Annotated in this window: 16 protein-coding genes and 1 pseudogene; 4 read left to right on the top strand and 13 right to left on the bottom strand. The window is 59.5% G+C overall.

The window, feature by feature from the left end; all coding sequences use genetic code 11:
* On the bottom strand, positions 1–254 hold a 254-nt coding region (locus ACIQVE_RS07815; RefSeq protein WP_402806374.1), incomplete at its 3' end, for a hypothetical protein.
* A gap of 578 nt (positions 255–832) precedes the next feature.
* Here ACIQVE_RS07815 and ACIQVE_RS07810 point away from each other — a divergent pair.
* The 3 genes from ACIQVE_RS07810 to ACIQVE_RS07800 all read left to right on the top strand — a co-directional run bounded on the left by ACIQVE_RS07810 (position 833) and on the right by ACIQVE_RS07800 (position 4,097).
* Entirely contained in the window at positions 833–2,506 is a 1,674-nt protein-coding gene (locus ACIQVE_RS07810; protein ID WP_402806371.1) for a nitrite/sulfite reductase, read from the top strand.
* A complete protein-coding gene (locus ACIQVE_RS07805) occupies positions 2,503–2,982 on the top strand; it encodes a DUF934 domain-containing protein (RefSeq protein WP_402806370.1) in 480 nt (159 codons plus the stop codon). The genes ACIQVE_RS07810 and ACIQVE_RS07805 overlap by 4 nt, the downstream gene beginning before the upstream one ends.
* 140 nt (positions 2,983–3,122) lie before the next feature.
* Positions 3,123–4,097, top strand: a complete 975-nt coding sequence (locus ACIQVE_RS07800; protein WP_402806368.1) for a hypothetical protein — start codon at positions 3,123–3,125, stop codon at positions 4,095–4,097.
* A 235-nt stretch (positions 4,098–4,332) separates the two neighbouring features.
* Here ACIQVE_RS07800 and ACIQVE_RS07795 read toward each other — a convergent pair whose 3' ends face one another.
* Positions 4,333–6,687, bottom strand: coding sequence for a tetratricopeptide repeat protein (locus ACIQVE_RS07795; RefSeq protein ID WP_402806367.1), 2,355 nt, complete (start codon positions 6,685–6,687; stop codon positions 4,333–4,335).
* A gap of 213 nt (positions 6,688–6,900) precedes the next feature.
* Between ACIQVE_RS07795 and ACIQVE_RS07790 the strand changes: the two genes are divergently transcribed.
* On the top strand, positions 6,901–7,578 hold the full coding sequence (locus tag ACIQVE_RS07790; RefSeq protein WP_402806364.1) for a DUF3313 domain-containing protein: 678 nt from the start codon (positions 6,901–6,903) through the stop codon (positions 7,576–7,578).
* 133 nt (positions 7,579–7,711) lie between these two features.
* Here ACIQVE_RS07790 and ACIQVE_RS07785 read toward each other — a convergent pair whose 3' ends face one another.
* The 11 genes and pseudogenes from ACIQVE_RS07785 to ACIQVE_RS07735 all read right to left on the bottom strand — a co-directional run bounded on the left by ACIQVE_RS07785 (position 7,712) and on the right by ACIQVE_RS07735 (position 21,627).
* Positions 7,712–10,216 carry a fused MFS/spermidine synthase gene (locus tag ACIQVE_RS07785; protein ID WP_402806361.1) on the bottom strand — a complete coding sequence of 835 codons (2,505 nt, stop codon included), beginning with the start codon at positions 10,214–10,216 and terminating at the stop codon, positions 7,712–7,714.
* A 209-nt stretch (positions 10,217–10,425) separates the two neighbouring features.
* Positions 10,426–12,013, bottom strand: a pseudogene (locus ACIQVE_RS07780) (arylsulfatase).
* Between the two features lie 69 nt (positions 12,014–12,082).
* Positions 12,083–13,105, bottom strand: a complete 1,023-nt coding sequence (locus tag ACIQVE_RS07775; RefSeq protein WP_402806358.1) for an HAD family hydrolase — start codon at positions 13,103–13,105, stop codon at positions 12,083–12,085.
* Positions 13,102–14,535, bottom strand: coding sequence for a hypothetical protein (locus tag ACIQVE_RS07770; RefSeq protein WP_402806355.1), 1,434 nt, complete (start codon positions 14,533–14,535; stop codon positions 13,102–13,104). The genes ACIQVE_RS07775 and ACIQVE_RS07770 overlap by 4 nt, the downstream gene beginning before the upstream one ends.
* On the bottom strand, positions 14,532–16,112 hold the full coding sequence (locus tag ACIQVE_RS07765) for a VWA domain-containing protein (protein ID WP_402806352.1): 1,581 nt from the start codon (positions 16,110–16,112) through the stop codon (positions 14,532–14,534). The genes ACIQVE_RS07770 and ACIQVE_RS07765 overlap by 4 nt, the downstream gene beginning before the upstream one ends.
* 1 nt (position 16,113) lies before the next feature.
* Positions 16,114–17,106, bottom strand: a complete 993-nt coding sequence (locus ACIQVE_RS07760; protein WP_402806350.1) for a vWA domain-containing protein — start codon at positions 17,104–17,106, stop codon at positions 16,114–16,116.
* Positions 17,093–17,695: a DUF4381 domain-containing protein gene (locus ACIQVE_RS07755; protein ID WP_402806347.1), complete on the bottom strand. Its 603-nt coding sequence runs from the start codon at positions 17,693–17,695 to the stop codon at positions 17,093–17,095. Before ACIQVE_RS07755 ends, ACIQVE_RS07760 begins: the two co-directional genes overlap by 14 nt.
* Positions 17,692–18,627: a DUF58 domain-containing protein gene (locus ACIQVE_RS07750; protein WP_402806344.1), complete on the bottom strand. Its 936-nt coding sequence runs from the start codon at positions 18,625–18,627 to the stop codon at positions 17,692–17,694. The genes ACIQVE_RS07755 and ACIQVE_RS07750 overlap by 4 nt, the downstream gene beginning before the upstream one ends.
* Positions 18,624–19,604 carry an AAA family ATPase gene (locus ACIQVE_RS07745; RefSeq protein ID WP_402806341.1) on the bottom strand — a complete coding sequence of 327 codons (981 nt, stop codon included), beginning with the start codon at positions 19,602–19,604 and terminating at the stop codon, positions 18,624–18,626. The genes ACIQVE_RS07750 and ACIQVE_RS07745 overlap by 4 nt, the downstream gene beginning before the upstream one ends.
* Positions 19,605–19,620: 16 nt before the next feature.
* The gene (locus tag ACIQVE_RS07740) at positions 19,621–20,664 is read right to left on the bottom strand and encodes a hypothetical protein (RefSeq protein WP_402806338.1); all 1,044 of its coding nucleotides are present in this window, start codon (positions 20,662–20,664) and stop codon (positions 19,621–19,623) included.
* Positions 20,665–20,676: 12 nt separating this feature from the next.
* The gene (locus tag ACIQVE_RS07735; RefSeq protein WP_402806335.1) at positions 20,677–21,627 is read right to left on the bottom strand and encodes a transporter; all 951 of its coding nucleotides are present in this window, start codon (positions 21,625–21,627) and stop codon (positions 20,677–20,679) included.
* Between the last annotated feature and the right edge of the window lie 21 nt (positions 21,628–21,648).

Raw genomic sequence — 21,648 nt, 5'->3', positions numbered from 1 at the left:
TCTTGCTTGCTCATGACAGCCTTAAATCCTCTGCTGATCAAATCATTGGTGTAAAATTTGTTGTACTTGAACCAGTAAATAATCAAGACAATCCCCGCCGTAGGTACGGTGAGGAAGAACAGAATAAAGAAATGCTTGAAATCACCGCGGAACAATGCCGGGAAGAAACCGAAAAAGAATGTGGTCCATGAGAAACCCACTGGGACTTCCTTGAACTGCCCGGTGCCTTCATTCTTCAATTTAATAGTGCTCATACATCTTTCCTTTTTTCATGCGCATGAAAGCCGGCCGCATGCCGGCAGGATCTTATGCGCCAGTGCAAGGAATGAGAGAAATCAAGACTTATCAAAAAGTTACTTTTTGATAAGTCTTCGCCGGAGATGGCTGGGCCAATTCCTGGGCCAGTGATGCGGGGTATGACGGGGGATTATGGGGATTTGGTAGGATTCAAAGAGCCTATTTACAGGCTCAAATCCCCATAGACCCCCATGCATCCGTTGTAGTTATAAGCCTGTCCGATTGTTGCTGTGCTCATGGTCAGTTCATCCACGGTTGCAAAGTCTTGCCAGGCCACCCGGTCTGGCATGAGCTGCACTGTAGAAACACCGTCAGAAACAAAACAGGCTCAGGAATATTTGATTTATGCGGATCAGATTGAGGTGCTGCCTGCGGCCATCTGCCGCGCCCTGATACGGTTTTTATCGTTTCAGGTGAATCTGTAACGTGCTGCGCTGGAAGTCCATAGTCCACCTCATGGAAGAATCCCTGTGGGAGCGAGCAAGCTCGCTCCCACAGGTTTTACCGCAAGAAACCTGATGAGGTGGGGAGGCACATGTATCAATACGACGATTACGACCGCGCACTGGTGTTCGAGCGCGTTGCGCAGTTTCGCGATCAGGTCGAGCGCTTCGTGGCCGGGGAGTTGAGCGAAGAGGAGTTTCTGCCGCTGCGTCTGCAAAACGGTCTGTACATGCAAAAGCACGCCTACATGCTGCGTGTGGCGATTCCCTACGGCACGCTCAGCGCCGCGCAAATGCGCACGTTGGCGAGCATCGCGGCTGACTATGATCGTGGCTATGGACACTTCACCACCCGGCAAAACATGCAGTTCAACTGGATTGAGCTGGCCGAGGTGCCGGACATTCTCGAACGCCTGGCGCAGGTCAACATGCACGCGATCCAGACCTCCGGCAACTGTGTACGCAACATCACCACCGAAGCCTTCGCCGGTGTCGCGGCAGACGAGTTGATCGACCCGCGACCGCTGGCGGAAATCCTCCGGCAATGGTCGACGATCAACCCGGAATTCCTCTTTCTGCCGCGCAAGTTCAAGATCGCCATCTGCTCGGCGAAGCAGGATCGCGCGGCGATCATGATGCACGACATCGGCCTGTATCTTTACCCCGGCCGCGATGGGCAAATGCTCTTGCGCGTGATCGTCGGTGGCGGTTTGGGGCGCACACCGATCCTTGGTTTGCAGATTCGTGACGGTTTGCCGTGGCAGCACTTGCTGTCCTATGTCGAGGCGGTGCTGCGCGTGTACAACCGCCATGGCCGGCGCGATAACAAGTACAAGGCGCGGATCAAGATTCTGGTCAAGGCACTGGGCATCGAGGCCTTCGCCAAAGAAGTCGAAGAAGAATGGCAGCACCTCAAGGACGGCCCGGCGCAGTTGACCGAGATTGAATATCAGCGGGTCGCCAGTGCCTTCGTGCCACCGACCTATCGCACGCTGCCCGACACCGATCTGGACTTCGGCACGCGGCTGGCCGAAAGCCCGGCGTTTGCCCGCTGGGTCGCGCGCAACGTGCAGCCGCACAAAGTGGCGGGTTACACCAGCGTAGTGCTGTCGACCAAACCCGGTCAGGCCGCGCCTCCGGGAGACGTGACGGAGTTGCAGATGCTCGCAGTCGCCGACTGGTCCGAGCGCTTCGGCTTCGGCGAGATCCGCATTGCCCATGAGCAGAACATCGTCCTGCCCGATGTGCCGAAATCTGATTTGTATGCGCTGTGGCAATTGGCGTGTGAGCTGAATCTGGGGACCGCCAACGTCGGCTTGTTGACTGACATCATTGCCTGCCCGGGCGGGGATTTCTGCGCGCTGGCCAACGCCAAATCGATCCCGATCACCCAAGCGATTCAGGCGCGTTTCGACAATCTTGATTATCTGCACGATCTGGGTGACATCAGCCTAAACATCTCCGGCTGCATGAATGCCTGCGGCCATCACCACATCGGCAATATCGGCATTCTCGGCGTCGATAAGAACGGCAGCGAGTGGTACCAGATCACCCTTGGCGGCGCGCAGGGCAGGAACAGCGCACTGGGCAAAGTCATCGGCCCGTCATTCAGCGCTGCCGAAGTGCCGCAGGTCATCGAGCGGATCATCGGTACGTTTGTGCGTTATCGCGAGAGTGAGGAATTGTTCGTCGACACCTTGGCGCGGATTGGACTGGAGCCGTTCAAGGAACGGGTTTATCCGAAAGCGCTGGAGGTGTCGGCATGAACAATCTGCTGCGGTTGCAGGAGGGCGTGGCGCAAATAGTCACGGATGATCCGTGGACGCTGGTGCGCGAGCCTGCTTTGGCCGGTTCTTCGGGACTGCTGATTCTGCCTTTGGCCCATTGGCTGGAACGTCCCTCGACCCACGCTGTGTGGCTCGGCCCGGATGATGACGCCGAAAGCCTCGTGCCCTGGCTCGCGTCACTGCCTCTGATTGCGCTGGATTTTCCGAGTTTTCGTGACGGCCGCGCCTACAGCCAGGCCTATCTGCTGCGCAGCCGTTTCGGCTGGACCGGGGAATTGCGCGCAATTGGTGATGTGTTGCGTGATCAACTCAGCCATATGCGTCAGTGCGGGTTCGACAGTTTTGCCGTGCGTGAAGACAAATCGGCTGAGAATGCGTTGAAAGGGCTGGCGGGAATGAGCGTGTTGTATGGGCGTTCTGTGATTGAACCGCGACCGTTGTTCCGACGGCGGTGACCCTGGAAAATACCGGGGAAACCCCTAGAACCCTGATTCATTCGGGATTTCTCCTTGGGTCGATGCTGGCCTTTTGGTAGAGTCGCCGTCGCCAGCGGGTTTTCGGCTGGACGATGGAATCGAAGAAGGGAGTCTGATCAGTGAGTCCGGGCAAAAAAATCCTGTGCCTCACCGCGTTGCTTTTGATGCTGACGCTGTGGGCCAGTTACTTTTATGTATTCAATCAAAACCGCGACGGCCAACTCGGCGGTGTCGGCGAAAGTACCGCGTGGTGCGGCACGCCGCCGTCCACTGAAGCGGCGCTGCTGGGCAAGGATCAACTGACCTTGCGCGTCACCAACAACCTGCGTGGCGAGTTCATGCTCAGCGGTTCACTGGTGGTCTCCGAACGCACGTTCAACCGCTACGACCTGGGCCGAAACGAACTGCGCCTGCGTCTGGAACCGTTGCAGTTGTCCTACGGCGTCACGCCGATCTTCCTCGAGCAGGTCAAGGTGCAGCCACTGAGCCGCAACCTATCCGCGACCAACAAAAGCGCGTTTGCCGAACTTGAACCGCGCCCGATTGGCGTGCAGGGGCAGGTTACCGAGTTTCCGTTCGACACCTACCGCTACGGCTATAAACCGGTGCTGTATTACCTCAAGGGCAGCGAGCGCATCGACCTGCGCTTCAAGAACATCACCACGCTGATGGAAATGTCCAACACCTTCACGCCGATCCAGAAGTACAACCGTGTCGACTACATCAACGAGAAAACCTCGATGATCCGCGACGAGGATTACAAGGCCTACGGTCCGCACGAATGTGCGTTCAGCGTCGAGCGCAAGGGCTCGTTCAAAGCTGTGGTGCTGTTGTTACTGCTGGTGTTGTGCCTGCCGCTGTTGCTGGTGTTCTACCGCGAAGTGCCTGGGATCGACTTCCTCGCCACGCTGGTGGGTGTTGCGCTGGTGCGGGTGCTGCTGATCGGGCCGGTGGAGGATTTCCGTCTGTACAACATCGACTTCCTGTTTGGCGCGGCGATTTTGCTGGTGGGCACGGTGTCGTTGTACAAGGCGATGCGTGCAAATACCCGGCGAGAGATTGCGTTGCGCAGTGGTGAAACGTCTTCCTGGTGATGGGCTGAAGATCAAAAGCCCCTCACCCTAACCCTCTCCCTCCCGAAACGTCGGCCCGCCCGGAGGGAGAGGGGACTGACCGAGTTGTTCGGTGAACTACGCCGACTTGGGAAACCGAGTTGATTATGGATTCACGGCACATCGTTCACTTCGGTGAATCTCTTGAGCATCCCCCAATCGGTCCCCTCTCCCTGTGGGAGAGGGCTAGGGTGAGGGGTAAACAATCTCCAGCCCGTCACTTCAGCGCCGGATCACCCATATTCATCTTCTTCCAGCCCTGCAACAGCACCTGCGCCTTGGGCTCCTGCCCGCTGTCGAGGTAATACTGAATCAGCGACAACCGCGCATTGCGGTTCGCCGGTTGGACCTTGAGCAAGCCTTCCAGTACTTCACACGCCTCATCGACCTTGCCACTTTCGTGCAGTGCCACGGCCAGCACATAACCGTACTGCGCGTTCTGCGGTTCCAGTTGTGCGGCTTTTTTCAGCGCCGCCATGGCTTCGGCCTTCTTGCCGGCGCGGATCAGCGATAGCCCGCGGGTGTGTTGTAAAAGGGCCGCGTCCGGATGCGCCTTGAGGCTGTCATTGAGCAACGTCTGCGCTTCCTGACCCCGGTCATTGCCCTCCAGCCATTGCACCAACGTCACCAGCGCCGGGTAGAAATCCGGATCGCGTTTGAGCGCGCTGCGCAGCAAGGCTTCAACTTCCGAACTGCGGCCACTGGCCTGATACAGCATCGCCAGATTCAGATTGGCCTCTGCACGTTCCAGGAGGCTCTTCTGCACGGCTTCGTACTCGGCAATCGCTGCATCCCAATTGTCCTGCGCAGCACCCAGACCATTGCGCGCGACGCTGAGTAGATCCCGCGCGGCGACGATGCGTACGGCTTTCACTGGATCGCCCAACAACGGTGTCAGTAGCGGGGCACGTTCCGGTGGCGGCAGGAACGCGCTGATCGCCCGCACCGCGCTTTCGCGAACCTGCGGTTCCGGATTTTTCAGGTCCTGCGTCGCCAGTTTCAGCGCCTGTTCACTCGGATACAGCGGCAGTTCTGCCAGCAACGTCGCGCGCTGGATCGCCGGCAAGTTGCTGCGCTGCAACTGTTCATACAGTGCGTTGGCGGCGCCGGGCTGGCCATTTCGGATCAGCCACAGGCTTTCGTCGTAACGCGGCGCCTCGGATGCGGTCGACGCGCTCCACAACTTGAACTGCGCGGTGACCTTGTCGCCAGCCTTGCCCTGGTGGCAGGTCAGGCAGGCGTCAGGGGTACCGAGTTTTTGCGCACGCTCAGGGTTGGGAATACTGAAACTGTGGTCATGCCGAAAATCGTTACCCATGTAGAACTTGCCAGGCATATGGCAATCCACGCATTGCGAGCCAGGCTGGCCCATGGTGTGGCGGGTGTGTTCGATGGAGTCGTAATTCTTCGCTTGCAGGCCCGTGCCGTCGACGCCTTCGATCGAGGTCTTGCCGGCAGTGTTGTGGCATTGCAGGCACACCGCGTTGCCCGGTGCTTTCAGTTCATTGCTGTGCGGGTTGTGGCAGTTACTGCAACGCACACCCTTGTCGAACATCTTGCTTTGCAGGAATGAGCCGTGCTCGAACACTTCGTCCTTGATCTTGCCGTCCAGCGCATACAGTTCGCGGGTGAGGGTGCTCGGCAGGTAGTCATCCATCAAACGGTTGCCGACAGTAAAGCCATCGCCCAGCGGCGCGCGTCGCGAATGACAGCGGGCGCAGGTTTCGATTTCGACGGTGGCGTTCTTGTCCTTGAGATCGACAGCAAACCCCTGATGGATCAAGTCGCCTTTCTTCTGCGTCCATTCCAAGTGATTGGATGCAGGGCCGTGGCAAGCCTGACAGCCAACACCGAGGCTGTTCCATTGACTGTTGAAGGTGTTGCTGGCCGCGTCAAAGTTGCGCTTGAAGCCAGTGGTGTGACACTCGACGCACATGAAGTTGGCGTTCTGGCTCGGCTTGCTCCAGTGCAGCGGATTCTTGAAGTTCACGCCTTGGCCGGGGTAGAGGTGGAACCAGCGATTTTTCTCGGTATCCCATGCCACACCCAGAGCCTGTAAACGTCCCTCACCGACTTCGATCAAGTATTGCTGCAGCGGCGCGATGCCGAAGGTGTAGGCCACCTTGAAGTCGGCATTCTTGCCGTCGATGCCGGGCGTATTGACCCAGAATTCATCGCCCTTGCGCGAGAACCGCGTGGTCTCTTTTTCGGCCTTGAAGGTGATGTTGTTGAAATCGCCGAGCATGGTGTCGGCGTTCGCCGGTTGCATCGCCAATTGGTGGTGCGAACCTTGCCAGTCCTTGACTTGCTCGGTGTGGCAACCTTGGCATTGTTGCTCGTCGACCATCGTTGCCGGTTTCAATGCGACAGGTTGAGGCTTGGGCGCAATAGGTGCGGTTGCAGTCACGGGCGGCGCTTTGATCGGCGCGGGTGGTGGACTGAACAGAAACCAGCCGATGCCCGCCACGGCGGTCAACAGCACACCGATGGTGATCGGGAACAACAACTTTGAGATGGAAGATTGCGACGAATCAGGGTCAGGTTTTACTGCTTTGTTTTTATGCTTGGGCATTACGACTTCCGTGGTCCAAGTGCTTTTGCCGTCTGGCGTGCGTGCAAGCTCGGTGCAGCTTTGCCGTCTGGAGAGCGTCTGTCAAATGACGGTTGTGATGGGCTACGCATGCTTCGTGAATTTTCTAATTTCCAATCGCAATTGCTGAGGGTTTAGCTATACCTTTAACTTCCTTTGCAAAATTTTTTTTGGCCGTCTGACAGGAGTTACAGCATGAAGCTAGCAGTAATGATGGGCACGCTGTGCATTGCTACCCTCGGCGTGGTGGGTTGCTCAAGCAAAACCGTGGCTCCAGATGAATACTCCGGTTTTCTCAAGGATTACAGCCAACTCAAGGAGGCCAAGTCACCGTCCGGTGCCGATGTGATGCGCTGGATGGACCCGAAACTCGACATCAACAAATACACCAGCGTTTACGTCGAGCCGAGCCAGCTCTATCCGAAACCGCAAGCGACCGCGAAGGTCCCGCAACAAACCCTCAATGGCATCACCAGCTATTACGATCAGGCGCTCAAGCGTGAACTCGGCAAATCGTTGCCACTCGCCACCGGTCCTGGTCCAGGGGTGATTGTGGTACGTCCGGCGATCACCGCCGTCAGCAGCAAGACCGAAGGCCTGCACGTTTATGAAGTGATCCCGATTGCACTGGTTGCAGCGGCGGTAAGTACTGCCACTGGTATCCGCGATCAGGAAACCACCCTGGCCACTGAAGCGGTGTTCATGGATGGCGGTAGCAACAAGGTCGTCGCTCAGGTCGTGCGTAAAGGTACCGGCAAACCGCTGGAAAACTCCTCGCAGGTGATGCAGGCCAATGACGTCAAAGCCGTGATCGATGGCTGGGCTTCGGATGTGCATCAGTCGTATCTGAAACTCAAAGCTGAAGCCAAGTAATATATAGGGGCTGGTGGCCCCATCGCGAGCAAGCTCGCTCCCACAGGAATCTTCAGCGAACACATATTGTGTGAACAACAGATCAACCTGTGGGAGCGAGCTTGCTCGCGAAGGCGATCTGTCGGGCGCTTCATCACTGCCCGACAAACCACCGAAAATACGGATTCGCCCGATCCCCCTGCATCACCTCCCGAATATCCCGTCCCCACGCATCCCGATCACCCTCATACGCATGCAGACTTGCGCGGTAGAACTGCATCAGTCGCTGACGATGGGCCTCCATCCGTTCATTGAAACCGGCATCGGCATTTACCAATGTTGGGGCTTGATACAAGTCCAGCAGCGCTGGCAGCACTCGCGTTATTTCCTTGCTGCGTACCCACGGTGCGTATTCGATACGCGGCTGATCGTCGGTCACGGCTGGGGCGTTGGCGGCGAAGCGTTCCAAGCCGGCGCGATCGGTCACCCAGGTCGCGAGCAGGGCCGCGGCCGAGCCGATGCCGACATCCTGCAAGGTGCTGCGCACGCTGTCCTGCTGGAAACGCGCGTTGATTTTCGCCGCGTCCAGCTCCATCGGCTCCATCGAACCCACCAGCAACATCTCGTGGAACTCACTGGTCCACAGCGAGGCATGTGGGAATACGTCAAGGAAGCTGCGCACCAGCGAGCGCGATTCATCGATGTTCTGGGTTGGCAACGGCAGCCATTGCGCGACGATGCCTTGTTTCTCCAGGCGACTGGCCGCCAATTGGTAGAAATCCTGCGAATACAGATTAACCACACCGGCAGCGGAGGGCGGTGGCGGCTCAAGGGTGATCAGGTCGTAGGTCTGCGCGCTACGCAGCAGCTCCTGACGCCCGTCACGCAAGCGGACATCGACGCCGGGATCGCTAGCGGCGTTGAAGTTGCCCTTGAACAGCGGCGCAGCCTTGACCACCGAGGGCAGCAACTCGGCGACGACTCGATGTTCCAGGCCCGGATAACGCAGCATCGCGCCGGCGGTAATGCCGGTGCCGAAACCGATGACCAACGTCGAGCGTGGTTCGCCGTTGTGGATCAGCAGCGGCAGCAACGCCTGAATGCGCATATAACGCAGCGACGGCATGGCATCGCCAGTGTTCGACACACCCTGAATATACAAACGGTGGAAGGTGTTTTCGCCGCGACCCTGAGTGACCACCGCCACCGTGCCGCCACGACCTTCTTCGTAGAACGCCAGCGTGCCGTTACGCGCACCGGGCAACAGACTGGCAAACTTGTCGACCGGCGTCAGCACCGCCAGCGCCAGCGAAACCAGACCGAGCGCAACCACCGCTTGACGCCGGCCCTTCTTCACCCTGTGACCCTTGCGCACCGCGAAGTAACCGATGCCTGCCGCGATGATTGCCAACAGACCCAGCGTGCGCACCAGTCCCAACAGCGGGATCAGCAGAAAGCCACACAACATCACGCCAACAATCCCGCCGAGGGTATTGAATGCCACGACCGCACCGACATCGCGACCGACGCGCTCATGCCCGACACTCAAGCGCAGGGCCAGCGGAAACGCCGCGCCCAGCAGCAGGGTCGGCACGAAAACGATGCTCAACGCCGCCACGGCAAAGCGTGCGCTCATGCCCATCAGTTCACTGGCGCCCAAGGCCAGCAGCCAGGTTTCCGCCTGACTTTGCGCAACCACCAGCCAGCGGCCGAGCAAGGCGATTTCCAGCAGCGCGATCAAACCGGCGCCGGCAATCAACAAACCGAATACGCCCCACGGGTCACGAATGCGCTCAACGCGGCGGGCGAGCAGGGCGCTACCGATAAACAGCCCGGTCAGGTAAGTCGCCAGCACCACCGCGAAGGCGTAGGTGCGGGTGCTCATGAACTGCACGATCGATTGCGACCAGACCACTTCATAGCCCAGCGCCACGCCGCCAGCGATGGAGTACAGCCACAACGCGGTGTTATCCGTGGCTTTTTCGGCGTGATGATGGACCGCGGTGGTCAGCGGTTCTGGATGTTGCCGGGCGAACCACAACGCACCCGCAGCGGCGAGAAGATTGAGCATCGCCGCCGCGAGCGCACTGCCTCGCACGCCAAGGGTGGCGATCAGCACAAATGCGGCGAGCAGGGTGCCGACAATCGCGCCCAAGGTGTTCGCCGCATACAACTGCCCGCCAGCCTTGCCGGGGTCAGCTGCCAGCGAACGCACCAGCACCGGCAAAGTGCCGCCCATCAAAATAGCCGGAATGCCGACCAGTGCGAACGGCAGCAGCCAAGCCAGCGGGCCAACGTGACCTTGCAGCCAGGCAAACGGACTGGCCGCCAGGCTCATGGCAAACGTCGCACCAACACCGAGTATCGCCACCAGCACTTCGAGTCCGGCATAGAGCAACACCGGTTGTTGCAGACGATCCGCCCAACGCCCGAACAGCCAGCCACCGATGGCCAGGCCTGCGAAAAACGCGCTGATACCGGTGGTGATCGCATACACCTCGACGCCGACCACCAACGACAGTTGCTTGATCCACAGGACCTGATAGACCAACGCTGCGGCACCGGAGATGCACAGCAGCAGGGCAGGAATGAGCAAGGCCTTGGTGGCGGTGTGCGGGACGGGTATGGCCGACGGCTTGCTGGCGATACGTGAGGACATTGCGGACGCCTTGTTCCAATTCAGAAATAACTGCGACTGTGCGGGCCAATCGCTGGCAAGCCAGCTCCCACAGGGAGCTTCGGTGAACACACAAATTGTGAACGACGCAAATACCTGTGGGAGCTGGCTTGCCAGCGATTGACTGCGACGCCGTCGTCAGTCGGAAACAGTGCCGCCCGCCGGTAAGGGCGGGCGGCGGTCGAGCGGTCTTACTGTGCTGGCTGGTTCTTCATTTTTTCCGCGATTTTCGCGTCAACCGCCGCACGCACCTGATCGATGCTGAAGCTCGCCGGTTTCTGGCTAGGCGGGTAGTCGATGAAGGTCTGGAGGAACTTCGCCGCTTTGATGGTGGCTATTTGGGTTAGATAAACGTTTTTTGCCATCCAGTCGTAGTACTGATCGGAAACCACGTCAGCCCGCTCGAAGGGGTCCATGCGCAGGTTGAAGATCTTCGGTACCCGTAGACATACAAACGGCTCGCTCCACACTTCGAAACCACCAGGCTTGCGTTGTTCGCAAAACACCGCTTTCCAGTTATCGAAGCGCATGGAGACGAGGACGCCGTCATCATTGAAGTAGTAGAACTCTTTGCGTTCACCCTTCGGCTGTTGACCGGTCAAGTAGGGCAGTTGGTTGTAGCCGTCCAGATGCACTTTGAAGTTGCTGCCGCCGGAAGTCGGCGCCCAACCTTTGAGCAACTTGTCCTTGACGCCAGTATCGCCAGCCGCTGCGAGCAACGTTGGGAACCAGTCGAGGCCGGAGAACATTTCGTTGGACACTTCACCCGGTTTGATCTTGCCCGGCCAGCGCACCATCGCCGGAACTCGGTATGCACCTTCCCAGTTGGAGTTTTTCTCGTTGCGGAACGGCGTGGTTGCGGCGTCCGGCCACGACCATTGGTTCGGGCCGTTATCGGTGGTGTAGACGACGATGGTGTTGTCGGTGATCTTGAGGTCGTCGAGGGTTTTCAGCAGTTTGCCGACGTCGCCGTCGTGCTCAAGCATGCCATCGGCGTAGTCATTTCCCGGCATGCCACTCTGGCCTGCCATCGATTCGCGCACGTGGGTGAAGGCGTGCATGCGTGTGGTGTTCATCCACACGAAGAACGGCTTGTCAGCTTTGGCTTGTTTCTCGATGAAAGCTTGTGCAGCCGCAGTGGTTTCGTCGTCGATGGTTTCCATGCGCTTTTTGTTTAACGCGCCGGTGTCTTCGATCTTGCCATCGGCAAAGCTGTGAATCACGCCGCGTGGCGAGTTTTCCTTGACATAGTCAGGGTCATCCTTGGGCCAGTAAGGGCGCTCCGGCTCTTCTTCGGCGTTGAGGTGATAGAGGTTGCCGAAGAACTCGTCAAAACCATGGTTGGTTGGCAGATATTCATCTTTGTCGCCAAGGTGATTCTTGCCAAATTGCCCGGTCGCGTAGCCTTGGGATTTCAAGGCCTGAGCAATTGTGATATCGCGCTTCTGCAGGCCCACTGGAGCGCCCGGGACGCCGACTTTCGAAAGGCCGGTACGCAACGCCGATTGTCCGGTGATGAACGTCGAGCGCCCGGCCGTGCAGCTGTTCTCTGCGTAATAGTCGGTGAAGATCATGCCTTCTTTGGCAATCCGGTCGATGTTCGGAGTCTTGTAACCCACGACACCCATCGAATAGGCACTGATGTTGGTCTGGCCGATATCGTCACCGAAAATCACCAGAATGTTAGGTTTTTCAGCCGCTGTGGCGGTTGCCGACAGCGCCATCACCGATGGTTGCCACCAGGGCGAATTTCGGAAGCCACTTGCGTATGCGAGTCATCTGACTTGCTCCTTATTGCGGGGGTCGTTTTTGCGACTAACGTTTATTGCAGTCCTGCATCACGCTTTTTTATTGCAGTTGCTGGGTTGCCGGTGGATCGAACGGGTAGATCCGGCGCCATTCCGACGCCATGTCCACCACGGTCCAGCCACGGGATTTTGCTTCGTCGAGGGCTTTGTCGAGCCGCCCGATGTCAGATTTTCGGTCATAGGCCCACTCGCGCTTGGCGTCGGTGTGATGCACCAACCCCATGAAGCGTTTGCCCGGCCCAGCGGCAGTCCACTGCAACATTTGCAGGTCGCCGTCGGAGTTGCCGAACGCCAGGATCGGTCGGCGCCCGATGACCGCATCAATGCTGACCGGTTTGCCCGGGCCATCGTCGTTGTGCGCCAGTTTTGGCGTGCGTACGATCGTGGCCTTGCCATCCTTGTACTCAAAGGATGTGACGAAAGTGGTGCCGATTACCTGTTCCGGCGGGACGCCATAGACCTTCTCGGCGAAGGCGCGCATGAACCCGGTGTCGCCGCCGGAGACGATGTAAGTCTTGAAGTTCTGGCTGCGCAGGTAATCGAGCATTTCCAGCATCGGCTGGAAGATCATCTCGGTGTACGGCTTGCCGGTTTTTGGATGGCGTGCCTGGCTCAGCCAGGTTTTGGCGTAGTCGTCGAAAGCTTCGGTGGTCATGCCGGTATGAGTGGCAGCGAAAATCTTCAGGATGCCGTCCATGCCAGCAGCGGCCAGCGCCTTGTGATCGTTTTCGATCACGGCTTTGAACGGCTGGGTGGTTTTCCATTCCGGGTGCTGTGGCGCGGTGCGTTTAACCTCATCGAGGGCGAATAGCAGCTCGAAATACATAGGCTGCTCACTCCACAGGGTGCCGTCGTTGTCGAACACGGCGATGCGCTCGGCGGGTTTGACGAAGTCCTTGCTGGACTGGTCAGTGACCGCTTGCACAAACTCGATGATGCTCTTTTTTGCCGGGCCGTCGTTCCACGATGGCAGCGGTTCACTGGCCTGTGCCAGCAGCGGTAACGCCAGGCCGAACAGCAGGGCGAGTCCGAAACGTTGGCGGTACTGCATCGGGTTCGTCATGGGAAATCCTTATCGTGGACGGGGTTGAGCGGGCGCAGCGCCGATACCGATTTGTGCTGCTGTGGATCGGCCTGATTGTGAAGCGTAGTCAATGATTCGCGCAGTTGAACGAGTGTTTGCTCGGTGTTCGGCTGGCGACCGTAAAGCCCGCGTAACAGGCCTTGGAGGCGCGGTCCGGCATCTACCAGTTTCAGGCCGAGTCGGCTTCGTCGCAGCCACTGGTACAGCGCTGTCAGTTGTGCAGGTTTAGCCTGCAATTGCGCGTTGATTTGTTGCCAGGCGTAGTCGGGTGATTGCAGCCACGCGGCGTGCCGTGCCTGTTTGCGCGCCTGCATGGCGCTGTAGGCGCGGGCCACGGCCGGGCGGCTCAGATAACCAAGTGCAACCAGCGCCCCAAACAGCAAAAGCCACATCAGCCATTGCGTGGAGAAGTGCACGCGGTTCTGGCCGAGCTGCTTGAGATCATCAGTAATGGAAAAAACCGGTTTGTAGGCGCTGTTGGCGGCGGCTTCAAACGTCACCGGGGGGACTTGCGCAGTGCGGGTTTGCTGCGTGCTGGAATCCCACCACTTCACCTCGATGGCTGGCAACGTGTGCGAGCCAGCGCTGTCGATGCGATAGGTCGCGCTGTCGATGCGCTGACCACCGAGCAAATTGCCGCGACCGTCATCCAGATTGCTCACCTGCGGGGTCTTGGCATAGCGGCTCAGACCGGCGACATCGGCAAGCGTCGGGATCGGCAGGGCCATGGCCAGCGTGCCATCGGCCTGGAGGGTCAGTTGACGGGTGATGCTGTCGCCGACTTTCAGTGGCGTCGCTGAATTGACAAGGGTTTGTGTGAAGCGCAAGCCTGTCGCCACAAGCGGTGCTTCATCGGGTTTGAAGCCCGGTGGTTGGCTCGCGGTGAATTGCAGCGGAGCGCTCTGTGCGCTGATTTCGGCAGTGGCCTGACCGGGAGTGGCGCGCACGGTCAGGGCCGGAACGTCGAAACGTTGCGCGACATTCGGGCTGATCAAATAGCTGTAGCGCATACCGTTGAACGATTGGCCGTCGATGGTCTGGTTCAGGTGTTCGGCCTGACCGTTCGGCGGTGTGACCATCGCGCCGTCGAGCTTGAGGTCGGGCAGAGTGGGTGCGCTGGTGAACCAGGTGTCGGTGAGGACGTCGAGTTGCAGTTCGACCAGACCACCGACCATGGCGCCTTCGCCGGGTTGCAGGTGGGTGTGGATTTTCAGTTGGGGTTCGACGGCAAAGGCATTGAGGCTGAGCATTCCAGTCAGCAGGAAGATAATGAGTTTTGTGGTGAGCCGGCCGACGCCTTCGCGAGCAAGCTCGCTCCCACAGGGTTTTAGGGTGTTAACAATGTAAGTGAAAACACAGGCGATCCCTGTGGGAGCGAGCTTGCTCGCGAAGGCTGCGACGCGGTTCATGGCTTGGCCCCCTGCTGATCCTGCAAGCTGAACTTCTGCTTGAGAAATTTCGCCGGTGAGGTGGTCAGGTTCTGCAACCACAACGCATCGGAAGCCGCCTGTTCGGTTGTCACCGTTTTGCTCTGACCCTTGCCCGGCGCTTTGTCGAATTTCACCTCGTCCGGCTTGATTTCCGGGGCATTTTCCGCGGCGCTGTCGGTGTCTTTGAGCAAGGCCTGCGCCAATGCCAGATTGGCCGTCGCTTCGGGGAGCTGCGGCTGCAGCTTCAATGCTTGGGTGTAAGCGGCGATGGCCTCATCGAACTTGAAGCGGCGCACATAAATGTTGCCCAGATAAAAGTACGCTTGCGGCGTGTCCAGTCGCGCGAAGGTCGCCAGAGCGAGGTCGTAGTCGGCAGCGTGATAAGCCGCCACACCTTTCCAGTACGGATCGACAAACAGTGCAGCGGCTTGCGGCAAATGCTCGTGCTCAAAAGCCCAGCGACCTTGCTGATCACGGGTGAAAAAGGCATCGGTCAGCGCATTGGCCTGCGCCGGAGCCGATGGCCAGCCAAGGCCCACGGCCAGCGCCAACGCTGGCATCCAGTTCACGCTCCAGCCCTTGCGCACGCTGAACAGCGCCAGCAACAGCAGCGGCCAGCACAACCAGTAACCGGCGTCTTTCCAGTGCAATTCCTGCTGTTCGGCGCTGGCACTTTGGAAGTGTTGTTGCGCGTGCAGTTCGACCCAGTCCAGATCATCGTCATTGAGGGTCAGGCTGCCCAGCGGCGCATCAACGGCCGAAGCCAGTTGCTTGATTGCCGCCTGATCAAAACTGCCCAATTCAGGCCGCCCATTGGCATCGGTGCGTGGCTGGCCGCCGGCGTCGCGAATAATCCCGCCGTCCTCACTGCCGACCGCCAGCACCAGCACTTGTAACTGGCTGCCGCTCAGCTGTTTGTCGAGGCCGTCGAGTTGCGCAGTGTCGGCGCCGTCAGTGAGCAGCAGCAGGCTGCCGGGAGAGTTTTCCGCGCTGAGCAGGCGCTTGGCCTGATCGATCACCGCGCCGACGTTCTTGCCTGGTTTTTCGATCAGCCCAGTGCTTAAGGCTTGGACGAAGGTATCGATAAGCGCCGGATCATCGGTCGGCGGCAACACCAGATGCGCGCTGCCGGCGTAGGCGATCAGCGCGGTGCGGGCGCCGGCACGACGCTGGACCAGGTCGTGAAGTTTGTGTTTAGCGGCTTCCAGACGAGTCGGTTGCACATCGCTGGCATCCATTGATGGCGACAGATCAATGGCCACGATCAGCGGTGCGCGGTTTTCCAGAAAGTCCGGTCGATCCTGCTCCCAGGTCGGCCCGGCCGCTGCAACCGCGCCCAGTATCAGCAGCGCACACAACAGATGCACCGGTCGCAGGCGTTGATGATCCTGCGGCGTAATTAACAGATGCGGCAGCAGGTGTGCGGCGATGTTGCCGCGTAACCGACGTTGCAGGTCGCGACTGCGACGCCAGATCAACGGCAGCAGCGCGCCGAACACTGCGAGCAATAGCCAGAACGGACGCAGGAAGTGGAAGTCGCTGAGGTTAATCTCCATCTCAGGCCTCCTGCCGTTGACGGGCAGCCGTCAGGCGTGGATGAAGCAGCGCACCGAGGTGATACAAGGCCAGCAACACCAGCGCCGCCCCCAGCGGCCAGTAGAACAACTCCCTTTGCGGCTGATGGCTGAGGGTTTTCACTTGATGTGGGGTGAGGCGGTCGAGGGTGCTGTAGACCTGATCCAGCGCGCTGCGATCTTCCGCGCGGAAGAACTGGCCGCCGGTCGTTTTGGCGATTTGTTCGAGACCCGACAGATTGACCTTGGCCTCGCCGGATGCGCTGGGGTCGCCAATGCCGATGGTGTGGATGATCACGCCTTTGCTGGCGGCCATTTCGGCAGCGTGATCCGGGGTGATTGCGCTACTTGTGTCATTGCCGTCGGTGAGCAGAATCAGGACTTTTTCCTGTTCGTGGGCGTTGTCGAGCAACTTCAAGCTCAGGCCAATCGCGTCGCCGATCGCCGTGTTGGGGCCGGCCATGCCGATCCCGGTGTCGGCCAGCAACAGCGACAGGCTGGCGTGATCGAGCGTCAGCGGCGCTTGCGGGTACGCGCCGCTGCCGAACACGATCAGGCCGAGGCGGTCGTCCTTGCGCTTGTCGATAAAGCCTTGCACCACGCTTTTGACGGCAGCGAGGCGATTGATTTTCTCGCCGCTGGTGTTGGTGAAGTCTTCGGTTTCCATCGACTGCGAAATGTCGATGGCAAGCATCAAGTCGCGCACCGGTTGTTGGCGCTCGATGGGTTTTTCGACGAACACCGGACGCGCTGCCGCCAGCAGGATCAGCGCCCACACCAGCAGGTTCAACAGCAATTGCCAGATGTTGCGCCGCGTGCCGGCGTTGTTCGGCGCTTCACCGATCGCGCGGCTCATGGCTGCAAAAAATGGCACGCGCACTGCACTGCGCGCTTCGTTGTAGGCGGGCAGGTAGCGGTAAGTCAGCCAGGGCAACGGCAGCAGAAGCAACAGCCACGGGTAATCAAGCTGCCACATGATGACGCTCCACCCAGTGTTGGCAGGTGTCGAACAGCGCCTGGCGCTGCGGCGCGGGGAGGGCGCGCAGGGTGTTGTCGGGGGCGTAGGCGAGTTGGGCGAGTTGTTGGCTGAAGTCGGCAGGCAACTGCTTCTTGCTGTGCTGCTGCAAAAAGCTTTGCCAATCCATTCCGCCAAATGCCGCCGGCCCCTGTGGGAGCTGGCTCGCCAGCGATGGCGTCCTTTCAGTCAATTCAGATGTTGAATGTGCTGGCCTCATCGCTGGCAAGCCAGCACCCACAGGTTTTGTATTCCACCAATGAGATTTCTGGACAGGCATCGAAAGCGCCACGCGTTTGAGCAGCACCGGTAATTCGCGCAATGCGTTGAGGTCATCACTGCGACTACGCAACTGCGCCAGCCGCGCCAAGCCTTCACGCCGATATTGATCACGCTGCCATTGCAGATACCGCCGCACCCCGATGATCAGCGCCAGCACAATCAAAATTGCCAGTAACGCCCACCAACCCCACGTCTGCGGGGCGTAACTGACCGGTGCGGGCAGGCCCAGCTCCTTGAGCTGATCGATATTCGGAATATTCGTGTTCACCGCCGGGCCCCGGCTTTTTTGCCGAGTTCGGCACGCAGTTGCGCGTGGGCTTCTTCAGCGGTGCTGATCATCATCAGTGGCACCTGACTGCGGCGCAGCAGGGTGGCGACGTCCTTGAGTCGACCGCTGAGAAAATCCCCCAGCGGTTGATGCACGTTGCGTTTCTCGATGGCCAGTTCCACTTGCAACTGCCCTTGCGTGACCAGCAGGCGGCCATTACTCGGCAGCTTCAGCGCCAGCGGATCGTAGACTTGCAGGGCGATCACGTCGTTGTGCGCCGACAGTTGCCGCATCAGTTGCAACGTGCGCTCACCGGCACCCGCAAAGTCGCTGACGATACAAATCAAATGGTCATGCCCGGCCAGGGTGAGGCAACGCTGCAGGACCTTGTCCAGTTGATCTTCGTCCTCAGCGTCGGGATTGGCAGCGCTCAGCGCCCGATTCTGCTCGGCGATGCGGCTGAGCAGGGCTTCAACCCGTTTACGGCTGCGTAACGGCGCGATGCTGTCGATGCGCTGATCGTTGAACACCAGCCCGCCGACCCTGTCGCCGGCGTGAAACACCATCCACGCCGCCAGCGCCGCGAGTTCAGCGGCGACGGCAGATTTGAAGCTGCGTTGCGAGCCGAAGAACATCGACATGCGTTGGTCGACCACGATCAGCGCCGGGCGGTCGCGCTCTTCGGTGAAGGTGCGCACCACCGGTTTGCCGGTGCGCAACGAGGCGCGCCGGTCGAGGTGGCGCAAGTCATCGCCGGGTTGATAGCGGCGCAACTCATCGAAATTCAAACCCCGGCCACGCAAACGCGAGGCATGGTTGCCCGCCAGGATGCTGCCCTGGGGTTGTCGGGCGAGAAAACTCAGGTCACGGGCCTTGAACTCCAGCGCCATTAATTGCGCCAGAGAGACGTAGACCAGACCCTCATCGTTCATGCCGGAATCGCTACTTTATCGAGAATTCGATCCAGCACCTGATCGGCACTCACGCCGTCGGCCACCGCGTCGTAACTCAGTTGCAGGCGATGGCGCAGCACCGGATGCACCACCGCGCGCACGTTGTCCGGCGAAACAAAATCCTGGCCTTGCAGCCAGGCATCGGCGCGGGCGCAGCGATCAAGGCCGATGCCACCACGAGGACTGGCACCGATGCTGATCCAGCGGCCGAGGTCTTCGTCGTAATCGGCGGGGTGGCGAGTGGCGTTGATCAGGTCGATCAAATAGCTGTCGATGGCAGGGGAGACGTGCACCGCGCTGACTTCCTTGCGCGCGGCGAAAATCACTTCCTGAGACAGGCTGAAACCTTTGGTTGGCGCGGTGTTTGCGCCTTGGGCGAACTCTTCGTTGCGTAGCAGTCGCAGCACCTGGCTTTCGTTTTCGGCACTCGGGTAATCGAGCAGAACTTTCATCAGGAAACGGTCCATCTGCGCTTCCGGCAGCGGGTACGTGCCTTCCTGTTCGATCGGGTTCTGCGTTGCCACCACGATGAATAGCTCTGGCAGCGCATGGCTGTTGCCGGCCACGGTGATCTGCCGTTCTTCCATGGCTTCGAGCAATGCCGCCTGCACTTTGGCTGGGGCGCGGTTGATCTCGTCCGCGAGGATCAGGTTGCCGAACAGCGGGCCTGGCTGAAAGCGGATTTCGTTTTTGCCGTCGACCTGGTGCAGCACCTCGGCGCCGGTGATGTCCGACGGCAGCAAGTCCGGGGTGAACTGGATGCGACTCATCTTTGCGTCAAGATGCTTGGCCAGCGCCTTGACCGTGCGGGTCTTGGCCAGCCCCGGCAGGCTTTCCAGAAGCAAATGCCCATTGGCCAGCAGACCGAGCATGATCTGCCGGATCACCTGATCCTGGCCGAGCACGGATTCGGCGATGCTGGCTTGCAGGGCGTTGAGGTCGGTGAGTGCTGTCATGGCATGTGCTTCCTTCTCAAAACATGAACGTCGGAATGACCGGAGTGAACGACAGCCGGAAATTCCAGCGGCTACTGATCAGGTCGTCAGGATGAATCGCCGAATACTGGATCTCGCCGGAGATTCGCACCGGTAATTTGCCGAAGTTGAAAATCCGCCCGGCGCCGATACCGATAGGGAAGGTCACCTTGTTGCCGCCCTCGGATTTCCAGTTGACCGTGATGTTGGGTGTCATACCGATTCGCCATTGTTCCGGCCCCGGAATCGCCCGTTGGATGAAGTACTGCACGTTAGTCAGGCTGACATCCTTGCGCTTGCTGTCGCCGCCCACCGACCACCAGTGCTGTGGGAACACGCCCAGTGTCCAGTCCGGGCCGAGGTAAGCGGCAACGAATGCAGGGCCGAGCGAGTATTTGCCGGTGCCGAGCACGTCTTCTTCAGCCGTGGGAAACATCGCTGTCGGGCCAAAGCCCCATACCATTTTGCCGCCACCCGCGAAGCGGATCGGCTCCTTGGGCGAGAACACACCGACGTAGGCCAGATCGCCAAAACCGCTGGTGCGATCGAACGGGTCCTGAATCACCGACGCGAAGTCGCCGCGGTCATGCAACAGCTCATTCGGGCCCATGCCGATCAGGTTGCCGGCCTTGTGGTTGACCGGGGCGCTGACGTAGCTGATCGGCAAGCGGTTGATCAGGTTCCAGTCCTCACCGATGGAAATCGGGAAGGTCGGCATGAAACTGTATTTGCCGAGCATTCGCGTGCCATTGCTGTTCGGGCCCTTCAGCGCGGTGTAGTCGTACTGGTTAAACAGCAGCACCAAGTTGCCGACCGGGTTGTCCATCAGCTTTGCGATTTGTTCGGTGGACGGGTCACAACCGGCGGCGACGACTTTTTTCAGGTCGATGTCGAAGTCCTGCTGCAACCGATGGCAGGTTTCAGGATCACCCTTGAGCGTGCTAGGCGCAGGATTGGTGCCGAGGGTCGGCAAATCACCCGCAGCGCAGGCCAGTCCGCTGAACAGCGCACTGCATAAGGTCAAACGGCAAGTCTTGGCCATCCCTGACTCCTTTTAGAAAAACGCCAGGGTCAGGTTGACGCTGATGCCGTCGCCTTCGGGGCGGTTCTTGGTGTCGAACTCCGGCACCCAGCGTGCGCTGATGCTGGCCTGGGCATCGGCGAACTTGCCGGCCCAACCGATGGCCGGACCGGCACCGACCGAACGTCCGCGGAAACCGTTGAAGGAGTCGGCGGTCTGGCCTTTGTCGTCCGTCAGTTGCTGGATGTAGCCTGCCGCCAGTCCCGCGTTCCAGCCGTTGCCAAAACCATGGGTCCAGAGTGCTTCGAGGGTGAAGATGTTGCCGTTGCGGTAGTCCGTGGCGGTGTTCTCGGTATACATCTCAAGCGAACTGGACAGGGTGAATTCGCCGCCCTTGCCGTCCAGACGGGTGAAAGCCACGGTCGGCATGAACGTGTAATTGTTCTGCCCCGCGTTGGCCAGTCGATCTTTGTTGTAAGCGCCGGTCGGCACGTAGATCGGCAGCGAAAGCGAAAGGTGGTTCAGTTCATCGAAGTGGTAACCGGCGGCGATCGGCGTGATCAGGGCATCGGCAAATTGTGTCCCGGAATCGCTGGTGCCCAACGTACGCCCGCGCGGGCCGGTGACACTGGCTTCGATGTCGGTGTATTGCACCGGAATGCCGATGGCCGATGCGTAGTTCCATTGGCCCTTGCCGGTGTCCCAGACGTGGGTGAAGTTGGCCAGGGTGTAGGAAACTTTCATGTCGATGCTGCCGCTGACTGCGCCGGAAATCGGCACACCGCGACTGCCCTTGATCTCGCCGTCATACCAGATGCTGGTCAGCGACGTGATCCAGCCCGGCTCCGGCGGTACCACCCCGGCGTTGGAAAACACCTGTTGGCCAGTAATCGGTCGACCCACACCGCCCTCGGCGGCGTACAGAAAAGGGCTACCGATCATGCACAGCGCCAGCAAGGGGCGCACAACGTGAGGCTTGACCATTAATGACTCCGCTTATAGCTG

Source organism: Pseudomonas sp. NPDC098747 (assembly GCF_044760045.1).
GTDB lineage: Bacteria > Pseudomonadota > Gammaproteobacteria > Pseudomonadales > Pseudomonadaceae > Aquipseudomonas.
This window is presented reverse-complemented; position numbering and strand designations above follow the sequence as displayed.